Consider the following 12,204-nt stretch of genomic DNA (forward strand, 5'->3'; position numbering starts at 1 on the left):
TCGGAATCCACAACATTCGCGGCCGCACTCAGCCCAGGTCGACGACGCCGTCCGGTGCGGGCGAGGTGTAGAGCTCCTCGATCTCGGTGGCGTACTTGGCCGCGATCGGCACGCGCCGCAGCTTCAGCGTCGGGGTCAGTTCGTCCCCGCCCGGTTCCCAGGCCTGCGGCAGAATCCGGAAGCGCTTGATCTGCTCGGCCCGCGAGAGCCGCGCGTTCGCGGTGGCGACCGCCCCGCGGATCTCGGCGATCACCGCCGGGTGCGCGGCCACGGTGGCCGGGTCGGCGGTGGCCAGGCCGAGGGTCTGCGCGCGGGCCGCGGCGGTATCGGGTTCGAGGACGATCAAGGCGGTGACGTAGGCGCGGGCCTCACCGATCGCGACGATCGGCCCGACCAGTGAGGAGGCCGTCTTCACCGCGTTCTCGATATTGGTCGGTGAGATGTTCTTGCCGGCCTCGGTGATGATCAGTTCCTTCTTGCGGTCCACGATGGTGACGTAACCGTCGGCGTCGATGGTGGCGACATCGCCGGTGGCCAGCCAGCCGTCGTCGCTGAGCGCCTCGGCGGTCTTCTCCGGCATGCCGCGGTAGCCGCGGGTGACGACCGGGCCGCGAACCAGCAGTTCGCCGTCCTCGGCCAGTTTGACCTCGATACCTGGGCCGGCCGTGCCGACCGAACCCGGACGCGGCGCCTCCACCGGGGTGTAGGTGGCGACACCGGTGGTTTCGGACATGCCCCAGACCTCACTGACCCCGAAGCCGAGGCCGAGCAGGAACTCCAGCGTCTCGGCGGGGATGGCGGCGGCGCCGGAGGCGGCGACCTGCAACCGGTCCAGGCCGAGCGCGGCACGGACTTTCGACAGCACGAGCGCGTCGGCGAGCCGGTATTGCAGCGCGAGCAGCGGATTCGCGCCCCCGCGCAGCTCGGCGCGGGCGTGCGCGACCGCCGTCCGCAGCGACCACAGGCCGAGCGCCTTCTTGACCGGGCTCGGTTCGGTGGCCAGTTTCGCCTCGATGCCCGCCTTGAGCTTCTGCCACACCCGCGGCACACCGAACATGGCGGTCGGGCGGGCATCGGGCAGGGCGGTGGCGATCTGGCGCGGGTCGGCGACGCAGGTGACGACCGCGCCGGTGAGCTGGTTGTTGCCGTGCGCGGACATGCGGTCGGCCACGTGCGCGGCGGGCAGGTAGGACACCAGCCGGTCGTCGATCGTGCAGGGCTGCGACGAGCTCTGCAGCAGGGCGAGCTGGGCGATGACGTTGGCGTGGGTGATCTCGACGCCCTTGGAGGGGCCGGTGGTGCCGGAGGTGTAGATGAGGGTGGCCAGGTCGTCGGGTTGCACGGCCTGCCAGGCCGCATCGAAGTCGAAATCGGCAGGGGCTGCGGCGACCACGTCGTCGAGGCTCAGCTGCCGGGGCGCGGTGTCGTCGGCGTCGGCGGCGGGTCCGTCGACGACGACGATGTAGGCCAGGTCGGCGCCCGCCGCGGTGACGACCGGCAGGAACGCCCGTTCGGTGACGACGACCCGGTTGCCGGCGTTGCCGAACAGGTGGGTGACCTGCTCGGCCGAGCTGGTGTTGTACACCGAGAAGGGGACCGCGCCCACGTGCAGGGCCGCGGTGTCGACGATGTTGAACTCGGGCCGGTTGGTGAGCATGATGCCGACGGTGTCACCGTGGCGGACGCCGAGCCCGGCCAGGCCGGCGGCCAGTTCCCGCACGCGGCGGTCGTACTCGGCCCAGGTGATCTCGGTGCCGCCGCCGGAGGTACGCAGCGCCACCTGGTCGGGCCGCAAGGTCACCGTCTGCTGGAAGCCTTCTGGCACAGTGTGCACCGTCTCGCCGGTTTGGTGGGTGTATCCGATATCGGTCATGTCGTATCCCCGTCGCGCCGCGCGCCCGGGGCACCTCCACCGGGCGGTGGCCACGCCGCACTTCAGGTGTGGCGTGGCTCACTCATCCTAGCGTTGACCGGGCATTTGAGACGGTTTCTACCGATTCGTTGCAGAGCGGTCCCGATCCCGACGGTGCGGGGTTGCATCGAGTGCGGCGCCGCGTCCCGTGCCGGACACGAGGACCCGACTGCCCCGAACCGGACGGCGCGGCGCAGCTGGGGTGCCCCGCAACCGGCCATCCCCGTTCGGTCCCTTCGACCGCGGACTGCGCGCTCGTGTGCGCCGGCGAGCGGCGATCACCGGCCCGAACCGGGCCGGCGCGAGTTACGAACGGGCGCTGCGGTGGGCGGCACCGACGGCGTCGCCGAGACTGCGGAAGCCGTGCTCACGCAGCCGGGCGGCGATACCGCGGTGGATGCGGCGGGCCCAGAACGGGCCGCCGTAGATGAATCCGGTGTAGCCCTGCAACAGGCTCGCGCCGGCCAGAATCCGTTCGAAGGCCTGATCGGCGTTCTCGATTCCGCCGACCGAGATCAGCACCAGGGTGTCGCCGACGCGGGCGTAGAGCCGGCGCAGCACCTCGAGCGAGCGGTCGGCGACCGGCGGACCGGACAGCCCACCGGCGCCGGCGTCGGCCACGATCCGCGGGTCGGTGGCCAGCCCGTCCCGGCGAATGGTGGTGTTGGTGGCCACGATTCCGGCCAGGCCCAGGTCCACGGCCAGGTCGGCGACCGCATCGATGTCGTCGTCGGACAGGTCCGGGGCGATCTTGACCAGGACCGGTACCTCGACCGCGTCGAGCACGGCGGCCAGCAGCGGCCGCAGCGACTCCACGGCCTGCAGGTCGCGCAGCCCGGGGGTGTTGGGGGAGCTGACGTTGACGACCACGAAGTCGGCGAGCGGGCCCAGCGCGCGGGCGCTGACCGCGTAGTCGGCGGCCGCGTGCTCCGGTTCGACGATCTTGGTCTTGCCGATATTCGCGCCGATCGGGACCCCGCCGGGCCGGCGGGCGGCCAGGCGGGCGGCGGCCGCGGCGGCACCGTGGTTGTTGAAGCCCATCCGGTTGATCAGGGCGCGGTCGGCGGGCAGGCGGAACAGCCGGGGCGCGGGGTTGCCGGGCTGGGCTTGCGCGGTGACCGTGCCCACCTCGGCGTAGCCGAAGCCGAGCGGGCCCCACGCGTCGGCGCCGGTGGCGTCCTTGTCGAAGCCGGCGGCCAGGCCCAGGGGAGCGGTGAACTCGACGCCGAAGGCGGTGGTGGCCAGGATCGGGTCGGGGTTCGCGAGTAGCCGGCGCAGCAGGGCGCGGGTCGGTGGGAACGCGGTGGCCAGCCGCATGGCGGCGAAGGCGAGGTGGTGGACGCGCTCCGGGGGCAACAGGAACATCAGGCGCAACAGCAAGGCGTAGAACATGGGTGTCAGATCCCCGCTTCCGAGGTGGCCTGGTCGCTGACGGCCTTGCGGCGCAGCAGGACGCGGCGGCTGCCGTCGGTGTAGGCGCGGACGCGGGACAGTTCCCAGCCGCCGAACTCGGCCTGGATGGCCAGCCGCATGGAGGCCGTCACGCGGTTGAGTTCGCGCGGCAGGTGCAGCGGGACGTACTCGTAGCCGTCCTCCTGGCGCAGTTCTTCCCAGCTCGCCGGGAGTGACCATCTGCGCGTGGAACGATGCGCCGAGGCGTGAGTCATGCTGCCCTCTCTTCCTCCGCTGGCGCGGGTGTCCGCGGCAGGGTCCGCGCCGGTGACCGGGTCACCGAGCGTTCGTGCATTTCAGTCCATCTGACCATGATTGCCCCACCGCCCGGCGCGGCGGGGTGCTTCGCGCCTCCGGTTTCCGGCCACAATTCGATGACGCGACATCCGATCACAAGTACCGGCGTTCGATACTAGGGGTTACGGTCGAGCAGGAAACGTAACGCAAGTCAGGGAGAAGCCTTGAAACCAGACCCGATGTTTGGGTTTGTCCTAGAAGACATAACCATCGGACGGTTCGCGCACGGGTTCGGCACCGCACACGACGGACGCCCGTTCGCATTCCGGACCGTCGGCTCGACCCTGACCGTCGAGATCTACCGCGCCGACCTCGACACCCCCGTCCCCGCGGCGACCGACATCGTCGCCGTCGCCACCGCACCCGTCACCGACATCGACCTCGACGACGAACGCAGCGTGACCGCGCTGGTCCGCGACCTGATACCCACCGCCACCCCGGTCGTGTCCGGCAACAACACCGTGCGCACCCTCCTCGAGCGGCTCAGCGGACTCTGACCACAGGTGATCACCACCCCGCTCCGGCCCGTGCAAGACTGGGCGCAAAGACCGTGAGGTCGGTAACACAGAACGGGGAACAGTCGGTGAGGTCACACAGGACACGCCACAGCAGGACAGTGCGTGCCACAGGTACGGGGATCGCCGTGCTCGCGGCCGGCCTGGTCGCGACCGCCTGCAGCAGCGGAACCGACGAGTCGGCCGTCGACGCCGCCCGCTCCTCCGCCTACGCCTCGCTCACCCAGTCCTCGCTGTCCTCGGCCTCCTCGGCGGCGAACCGGCCCCCGATCCCCAGCGCCGCCGACCTGGACGCCCAGATCAAGCGCGCGCTGGACCCGAACCTGCCCGACAGCGACCGCACCGCCCTCATCCAGGACGGCCAGGCCTTCTCCGACGCCATCCCCGACCTGTACAAGGCGCTGCACGACAACCCGAACGCCGTCTACGGAGTCACCGATCCGGTATTCGACAACCACGACGGAACCCTCACCGCCACCATGAAACTGGACAAGTCCGGGACGGGGGAGAACGTGCGCACCTCGATCGTCCACTTCATCGACATCGACGGCATGTGGAAGATCTCCCGCAACGACCTGTGCGGGATCCTGCGCTCGGCCGACTACAAGACCACCGCCTGCGGCTGACCGGCAATGATCGATTCCGCACTGCTGCGGTGGGGCCGTTTCGTCCACCGCCACCGCTACCTGGTGTTCGTGATCTGCCTGCTCACCGTCGCGGTCGCCGGGTTCTACGGCCGCGACATGGCCTCGCACCTGCGCCAGGACGGCTGGTTCGACGACCACAGCGAATCGGTGATCGGCTCGCGCATCGCCGACGACACCTTCGGCCGCGACCGTGACGGCGACATCATCGTCCTCTACACCGCGCCGCCCGGGAAGACCGTCGACGACCCCGGGATCCGGCCCGCGATCACCGCGACGCTGGCGGCCCTGCAGCGCGACAACCCGACCCGCATCCAGAAGATCGACAGCTACTTCGACACCGCCCTGCTGGGCGCGTTCGCCGACGACTCGCACACCCACGCGTTCGCCAGCGTCGGCCTGCGCGGGCAGGGCACCGACGCGGTGAACAACTATCTGGCGCTGGAGAATTCGTTCGGCGCCGGGAAACCCGGCGGCGGCCCGGGCGGCACCACCGTGGAACTGGCCGGGCTGCAACCGATCGCCGAAGGCATCAATATCGGTATGCAGCACGACATCCACCGCGCCGAGCTGATCGCGCTGCCGCTGGTGGCGATCCTGCTGTACTTCGTGTTCGGCGGCGTGGTGGCCGCGCTGCTGCCGGTGCTGATCGGCGGCATGACCATCCTGGGCAGCCAGGGCATCATGGAACAGATCACCCACCACATCCAGGTGAACGTGTTCGCTTCCGCCGTGGTCACATTGGTGAGTCTCGGGCTGGCCATCGACTACGGGCTGTTCGCGGTGACCCGGTTCCGGGAGGAACTCGGTGACGGCCGCAGCGTCGAGGAGGCGACCGCCCGCACCGTCGCCACCGCCGGACGCACCGTGCTGTTCTCGGCGGCCATCATCAGTGTCAGTGTGGGCGCGTTGTTCATCTACCCGATCGGGGTGCTGCGGTCGGTTCCCTACGGCGGCATCAGTTCCGTCGCGCTGGCCGCGCTGCTGTCGGTGACCGCGCTCCCGGCCGCGTTGAGCATCGTGGGCACCCGGATCGACCTGTGGGGCTGGCATCGGGTGTCGAAGGTCCGCACCGCCGAACAGATCGACGCCGGATTCTTCTCCCGGCTGGCCGTGTTCGCGATGCGCCGCCCGGTCACGGTGATCGTGCCGATCCTGGTCGGAATCGCCGTCCTGGTGATCCCGTTCCGGGCCATCGAGTTCGGCGGGCTCAGCGAACGCTATCTGGCGGTCGACAATCCGGCGCGGGTGGCGCAGGAGCACTTCGACCGGCTGTTCCCGCAATTCCGCACCGACCCGCTGAAACTCGTCGTCGTCGGCGCCGATCCGCAGCAACTCTCCGACATCCGCTACGCCGCCAACCAGGCGCCGGGGCTGACCGGGCCGTTCGAGGCGGCCGAACCGACCACCAACGGCATCAACGTGCTCTCCAGCGGCCTGGTCGACAAACGCACCGCCGACACCACGATCAGCGCGCTGCGCCGCGTCCCGCACCCACCCGGGGTGCGGGTGCTGGTAGCGGGCGTGCCGGCCCTGGAACGCGACAGCATCAACGGGCTGGTCGCCGGACTGCCCCAGCTGGCGCTGATCCTGGTGGTCGCGGCGGTCGCGTTGATGTACATCGCGTTCCGGTCACTGGTACTGGCGGTGAAGGCGGTCGCCATGAGCGCGCTCAGCCTCGCCGCCACCCTGGGCGTGCTGACCTGGATCTTCGTGCAGGGCCACGGCTCGACGCTGTTCCATTTCACGCCGGGGCCGCTGATGTTCGCGGTGCTGGTGCTGATCGTGACGGTGCTGTTCGGGCTGTCCACCGACTACGAGGTGTTCCTGCAGTCCCGCATCACCGAGGCGCGGGCCGCGGGCGCCTCACCGCAGGAGGCGATCCGGTTCGGGATCGCCCACACCGGCGGCGTGATTACGTCGGCGGCGGCCATCCTGATCGTGGTCACCGGCGCGTTCGGGTTCTCCGACCTGGTGCTGATGAAGTACATCGCCTACGGGATGATCGCGGCATTGTTGTTGGACGCCACCGTGATCCGCATGCTGCTGACGCCCGCGGTGTTGAAACTGGTGTGGCGCCCGCGGAAGTGAGCGCTGCCGCCCGTTCAGATCCGGCTGACGTCGTCCAGGGCGGCGGCGATGGCCCGGGGGAGTTCCAGGGTCTCGGCGGCCATGATCCCGGTCAGCTGCGCGATGTCGCGTGCCCCGACGATGGTCGTCGCCACCCCCGGCTGGTCACGAATCCAGGCCAGCGCCACCGCGAGTGGTGAGGTGCCCAATCCGTCGGCGGCGGTGACGACGGCGTCGACCACCCGGACCGCGCGGTCGTCGAGGCTGTCGATGATCTCCGCGGCGGTGTCCTCGTCGGCGCCGCGCGAGTCGGCGGGCACGCCGTCGCTGTACTTGCCGGTGAGGATGCCGCCGGCCAGCGGGGCGGTCGCGAACAGGCCGATGCCGTGGTGCAGGGCCGCGGGAACGAAGTCGGCTTCCCCGGCGCGCGCCAGCAGCGAGTAGGGCGCCTGCGCGGCGGTCAGGGGCGCGGCACCGGCGAGGGTGGCCAGCTGCCAGGCCTCGAAGCCGCGGGCACCGGCGTAGCGGACCCGGCCGGAGGCGACCGCGTGCTCGACGGTCGCGGCCACCTCGGCGAGCGGCGTGTGCGGATCCCAGGCCGCCACGCTCCACACGTCGAGATAGTCGGTGCCCAGATCGGCCAGGGTGTCGTCGAGTTGGCGCATGAGTGTGCGGCGGGAGGCGTCCGGCCGCCACCGCAGTGCGCCCGCACCGGCCGGGTCGACGACCCCGGGAACCGGTGCCAGGCCGGCGCAGCCGCTGATCACCAGCTCGTCGCGGGGGACGAGGTCGCCGAGGAGGCTGCCGAGCAGTTGTTGCGCGGCGCCCGCGTTGTACATCGGCGAGGTGTCGATGAAGGTGCCGCCGGCCTCGGTGAACGCCACCAGCTGGGCCGCGGCGGACTCGGGATCGGTTCGGTCGCCCCAGGTATGGGTCGCCAACCCGATCCGGGAGACGCGAAGTCCGCTGTGCCCCACCGCCCGCTGTTCCATCACCGTGCCTGCCGTTCCGTCACGGCTACAGAGCCTAGGGCCTGTGGTCGGGTGTGTGGTGGACGCCCGCGGCGATTGCGATCGTGGCGCGTCTCACTCTCGTGGAGTGAATTGCGCTCGGGCACAGCGGGTTGTTCGACCCGTGGTCAGGGGACGGCGAGTTCGGCGACCGGTAGCAGGTCCGGGCGTTTGGCGGTGCGGCCGCGGCCGGAGGAGGTACCGCGCAGGCGGCGGCCGATCCACGGCATCATGTGCAGCGCGAGCCAGCGTGCCTCGTCGAACGCCCGCTGGGGCAGTGACGGCGCGGGCGCGGGCGGGAACGGGGTGCGCCAGTCCTCGCCGGCGCCCGGCAGGCCGAGGGTGGCAGCCACCGCCCGGGCGACCAGGTCGTGGCCGAGGGGATTGAGGTGCAGGCGATCCTGCGACCAGACCCGAGGGTCGACGGCCGCGGGCTCGGCCTCGAAGTCGACCAGGGTGGTCGGGTACCGGCTCGCGAGCTCACGCAGGTGATCGTTGGTGTCGCGCACCCGGGCGGAGATCGGCCGCACGATCGGCGCGACGTCCCCGATATCGGGGTAGGTGAACATGATGATCCGGGCGCCGGCGGCGGCGAGTTCGGCGACCATCGCCTCGATGTCGGCGAGCAGGGCGGTGCGGTCGAACACCGGCCGGATCAGGTCGTTCATGCCCGCGATGACGGCGGCCAGGTCGGGCCGCAATTCCAGTGCGGGAGCGAGCTGTTCGGCGCGGATCTGCGCGGTCTTGCGGCCGCGGACCGCGAGATTGGCGTAGCGGACCTGCGGATCGGCCGCGGCGAGCCGACCGGCGAAGCGGTCGGCCCAGCCGAGTAGGCCACCGCGGCCGTCCGGGTCGCCGACGCCCTCGGTCTGACTGTCGCCGAGCGCGACGAAGCGGGTGAACGGGCGTGTCGTGCCGGCGATGCCGTGCTCGAGTACAGGGTGGTCCGGCATCGGTGCGCTGTTCTCCTGCGAGGTCGGTTACGGCTGGCGACATCGTAGGAGCGCCGGGCGATCCGGCACGGTGCGCGGGAGTGAACGCGGGCGGTGGAGCGGGTGAAGAATTCAGGCGGCGCGGCCGGTGGTCAGCGCGGGTTCGAGTTCGTCGGGAAAGACGAAGCGGCGCAACGCCCAGAACCGGAAGCCCATGGCCAGCAGGACGCCGACGATCTGGCCGCTGAGGAAGTTCGACACGGCCTGGGTGGGGGCGCTGACGTGGGGGACCCGCAGGCCGAAGACATAGAGGGCGACGGCCTGGGGGAGGAGGGTGACCACGATGGCGAGCGCGCTGACTGTGAAGAACAGCGCGGCCTCGTGGTGGCGCTGCCGGCCGCCGCGCGTATTGAACGACCATTCGCGGTTGAGGATGTAGGACACGATGGTGGCGAGCAGCACGCCGAGGAAGCGCGCGGTGAGCGGCTTGTCCTGTAGGACGGTCAGTTTCAGCGAATAGACGGTCCCGGTGTCGACGAACCAGGTGACGGCGCCGACGATCGCGAACTTGAGCAGCTCGCTGTGCTGCTGGAGTGCGGCTCGGTACTGCTGGGGGAGCCGATCGAGGACAGGTTGAACCATCGACACGAACCCACCATAGCCCTGGTGGGGGCCGGGCGCTGATCGGAGTGGGCCTGCGCCAAGGCAATTCGGACAGCGTGGACATGGGTTTCGATGATGTGGAAATGGAGATATGCGCATCTTGGCATGTGATGCCAACCTTGCCGCCGTGTCGTCCGGCGTGGGGGATGCGGACGCGCGCAAGCGCGCAGGAGAGGGGAGGGGGTCCCGAGTCGGCCGCTCGTGGCCGCGGGATCGGTTAGCGTCGCCGACATGGAACTGCGGCGGATACATCATGCGGCGATCATCGCCTCGGACTACGCGGAGTCGAAACGGTTCTACACCGACGTGCTCGGGCTGCGCGTGGTGGCGGAGCATTATCGGGCCGAAAGGCGCTCGTACAAGCTCGATTTGGCGCTTCCGGACGGTGTGCAGCTCGAGCTGTTCTCCTTCCCCGACCCACCGGCGCGGCTGTCGCGTCCGGAGGCGTGCGGGCTGCGGCATCTCGCGTTCGCGGTGGGGGATGTGCCGGCCGCGCTGGCGGAGCTACGGGCCGCGGGGGTGCGGACGGAGGAGGTGCGCGTGGACGAGTACACCGGGCGCCGCTACGCGTTCTTCTTCGATCCCGACGATCTGCCGCTGGAGCTCTACGAGGCCTGATTTCATTCAGTAGGAAACGTAGATATGCGCATCTACGCATGCATGTCCGGAAACAGCGTGTCGTCCCACAGATCGGGACGACCGACCGGTTTTCATGATCACTTCGCCGGGAGGAGAGGGGGGTCCCATACGATGGGCCGATGACCACAGTGCTGCTGAAGACCTCTGCCGGCGACATCACCCTGGAGCTGGACGACGCGAAGGCCCCCAAGACGGTCGCGAACTTTGTCGACTACGTGAAGTCGGGCCACTACTCGGGCACCGTCTTCCACCGGGTTATCCCCGGCTTCATGATCCAAGGCGGCGGCCTGACCGCCGACATGACGCAGAAACCGGCGCCCAACCGGGTCGAGAACGAGGCCAAGAACGGCCTCCGCAACGACAAGTACACCGTCGCGATGGCCCGCACCTCGGACCCGCACTCCGCGAGCGCCCAGTTCTTCATCAACTCCTCCGACAACGGCTTCCTGAACTACCCGGGCCAGGACGGCTGGGGCTACACCGTGTTCGGCAAGGTGACCTCGGGTACCGACGTCGTGGACGCGATCGAGAAGGTGCGCACCGGTTCGCGGGCCGGCCACCAGGATGTGCCGGTCGACGCGATCACGATCACCTCGGCCGAGATCGTCTGATCGCACCCGTACACCTCGGGCCCCCGTTCCGGCTGCACTGCCGGGCGGGGGCCCGTGTCGTTCCCGCGGGAGTCAGGCTTCGACGACGCGCGGGATGCGGTCGACCACCGGGGGCAGCACCGACCAGGGGAAGTTGATCCAGCGGTCGGTGCGCTTCCAGACGTATTCGCAGTCGACGTGGGAACGCGGCTTCTGGTACACGACCGCGCAGCGCACCTCGGCGACCTTGCCGGCGCAGAAGTCGCGCACCAGTTCCAGGGTGGCGCCGGTGTCGGCGACGTCGTCGGCGACCAGGACGCGGGCGCCGGCCAGGTCGACCGCGCTCGGCACCGGGGGCAGCATGACCGGCATGTCGAGCCGTTGATCGATGCCGGTGTAGAACTCGACGTTCATGACGTGCAGGTTCTTGACGTCGAGGGCGTAGCCGAGGGCGCCGGCCACGAACAGTCCACCGCGGGCGATCGACAGGATCAGATCGGGTTCGAAATCGTCGGCGGCGATCTGTTCGGCGAGTTCGCGGCTGGCGGTGCCGAAGAGTTCCCAGGTCAGCTCTTCCCGGTCGGACATGCGCTGTCCCCTTCCAGTTGAACGGCCGGCACCGGATCAGGGGTGATGGGTGAATCCGTACCACAGTGCTGCGAGGGTGCCGAGGACGAACAGTGGTGACAATACCCAGGTTTCGAGCCGGTTGCCGGTGTGATCGATCAACGGGACGGAGGTCCGGATCCGCAGTGGCCAGAACAGGCGGCAGCCGTGGTCGGTGAGGCAGTCGCCGAACAGGTGGGTGAGGCCGCCGAGGAAGACGCAGAACGGTAGCCACACCGGGCGGTCTTCGATCCACTGGTCCATGACGAAGGTGCCGGCGAGCGCGAGCACGATGATGGTGCCGTAGGAGTCGACGCCCTTGCCGGGTGGGCAGAGGTTGAGGGCGCGGGCGGCGAGGGCGAGCAGGAAGAAGGTGAGGCTGAGGGTGAACCAGCGGCCGATGTAGTGTTCGCCGGCCCAGGTGACGGCTCCGGAGGCGATGACGAAGGCGAACGAGTGGGTGGCGTGGCGGTGCCCGCCGGATATTTTCGAGATCGCTTTGCAGGCGGCGTGCGAGAGCGGGCCGAGGACGTGCGCGATGGTGCCGTGTGGATGGTCGGCGTCGGGGATGAGGGCTGCGCCCGCGGTGAGGAAGGTGCCGAGCAGTACTTCGGCGATGCCGAGGTGGCCGGTCGTGGGGGTGGTGAGGTGGCCGGTTTCGAGCACGGGGAAGGTGAGTACCGACAGCGGGAGCGCGGCGGCGGCCGCGGACCAGGCGAGCGCGCCGCTGGTCGCATGGGAATGTCCTAGCACCGCAGCGAGATTAGCCGATCTTGTTCGAATGATTGTGGTCCGGAAGGGGTTTCGGCGGGACCTGACATCAGTTAGGGATAGTGAGATACGCTGCGCGGCAGTGTAATTCTCCGAGGAAGGG

At 69.7% G+C, this 12,204-nt stretch carries 13 protein-coding genes; 5 read left to right on the forward strand and 8 right to left on the reverse strand.

Annotated elements, in window-relative coordinates; all coding sequences use genetic code 11:
* Positions 1-28: 28 nt before the first annotated feature.
* The 3 genes from EBN03_RS08765 to EBN03_RS08775 form a co-directional block, all read right to left on the reverse strand.
* On the reverse strand, positions 29-1,873 hold the full coding sequence (locus EBN03_RS08765) for an AMP-dependent synthetase/ligase (protein WP_122187461.1): 1,845 nt from the start codon (positions 1,871-1,873) through the stop codon (positions 29-31).
* A 345-nt stretch (positions 1,874-2,218) separates the two neighbouring features.
* The gene (locus EBN03_RS08770) at positions 2,219-3,304 is read right to left on the reverse strand and encodes a quinone-dependent dihydroorotate dehydrogenase (protein ID WP_122187462.1); all 1,086 of its coding nucleotides are present in this window, start codon (positions 3,302-3,304) and stop codon (positions 2,219-2,221) included.
* 5 nt (positions 3,305-3,309) lie between these two features.
* Positions 3,310-3,579, reverse strand: coding sequence for a DUF5703 family protein (locus EBN03_RS08775; RefSeq protein WP_199742679.1), 270 nt, complete (start codon positions 3,577-3,579; stop codon positions 3,310-3,312).
* A gap of 261 nt (positions 3,580-3,840) precedes the next feature.
* Here EBN03_RS08775 and EBN03_RS08780 point away from each other — a divergent pair, with 261 nt between their 5' ends.
* The 3 genes from EBN03_RS08780 (at position 3,841) to EBN03_RS08790 (ending at position 6,911) form a co-directional block, all read left to right on the forward strand.
* Positions 3,841-4,158 carry a hypothetical protein gene (locus EBN03_RS08780; protein ID WP_122187463.1) on the forward strand — a complete coding sequence of 106 codons (318 nt, stop codon included), beginning with the start codon at positions 3,841-3,843 and terminating at the stop codon, positions 4,156-4,158.
* A gap of 119 nt (positions 4,159-4,277) precedes the next feature.
* Positions 4,278-4,802 (forward strand): hypothetical protein, encoded by a 525-nt coding sequence (locus tag EBN03_RS08785; RefSeq protein WP_122187464.1) that lies wholly within the window; start codon positions 4,278-4,280, stop codon positions 4,800-4,802.
* 6 nt (positions 4,803-4,808) lie between these two features.
* Positions 4,809-6,911: an MMPL family transporter gene (locus tag EBN03_RS08790; protein ID WP_122187465.1), complete on the forward strand. Its 2,103-nt coding sequence runs from the start codon at positions 4,809-4,811 to the stop codon at positions 6,909-6,911.
* A 14-nt stretch (positions 6,912-6,925) separates the two neighbouring features.
* Here the strand turns inward: EBN03_RS08790 and EBN03_RS08795 are convergent, their stop codons facing one another.
* The 3 genes from EBN03_RS08795 to EBN03_RS08805 form a co-directional block, all read right to left on the reverse strand.
* Positions 6,926-7,882, reverse strand: coding sequence for an aldo/keto reductase (locus EBN03_RS08795; protein ID WP_122187466.1), 957 nt, complete (start codon positions 7,880-7,882; stop codon positions 6,926-6,928).
* A 146-nt stretch (positions 7,883-8,028) separates the two neighbouring features.
* Positions 8,029-8,853: an SGNH/GDSL hydrolase family protein gene (locus EBN03_RS08800; protein ID WP_122187467.1), complete on the reverse strand. Its 825-nt coding sequence runs from the start codon at positions 8,851-8,853 to the stop codon at positions 8,029-8,031.
* Positions 8,854-8,964: 111 nt separating this feature from the next.
* The gene (locus EBN03_RS08805) at positions 8,965-9,474 is read right to left on the reverse strand and encodes a GtrA family protein (protein ID WP_199742723.1); all 510 of its coding nucleotides are present in this window, start codon (positions 9,472-9,474) and stop codon (positions 8,965-8,967) included.
* A gap of 252 nt (positions 9,475-9,726) precedes the next feature.
* On the opposite strand from EBN03_RS08805, the gene gloA2 reads away from it, so the two are divergent.
* Both gloA2 and EBN03_RS08815 read left to right on the forward strand, forming a co-directional pair.
* Positions 9,727-10,113: an SMU1112c/YaeR family gloxylase I-like metalloprotein gene (gene gloA2 / locus EBN03_RS08810; protein WP_122187469.1), complete on the forward strand. Its 387-nt coding sequence runs from the start codon at positions 9,727-9,729 to the stop codon at positions 10,111-10,113.
* 140 nt (positions 10,114-10,253) lie between these two features.
* The gene (locus EBN03_RS08815) at positions 10,254-10,745 is read left to right on the forward strand and encodes a peptidylprolyl isomerase (RefSeq protein WP_122187470.1); all 492 of its coding nucleotides are present in this window, start codon (positions 10,254-10,256) and stop codon (positions 10,743-10,745) included.
* 72 nt (positions 10,746-10,817) lie between these two features.
* On the opposite strand, the gene EBN03_RS08820 is transcribed toward EBN03_RS08815, so the two are convergent.
* Positions 10,818-11,312, reverse strand: coding sequence for a phosphoribosyltransferase (locus tag EBN03_RS08820; RefSeq protein ID WP_122187471.1), 495 nt, complete (start codon positions 11,310-11,312; stop codon positions 10,818-10,820).
* A gap of 36 nt (positions 11,313-11,348) precedes the next feature.
* Positions 11,349-12,083 carry a metal-dependent hydrolase gene (locus EBN03_RS08825; protein WP_122187472.1) on the reverse strand — a complete coding sequence of 245 codons (735 nt, stop codon included), beginning with the start codon at positions 12,081-12,083 and terminating at the stop codon, positions 11,349-11,351.
* Positions 12,084-12,204: the final 121 nt, after the last annotated feature.

This window comes from Nocardia stercoris (assembly GCF_003696265.1).
Classification (GTDB): domain Bacteria; phylum Actinomycetota; class Actinomycetes; order Mycobacteriales; family Mycobacteriaceae; genus Nocardia; species Nocardia stercoris.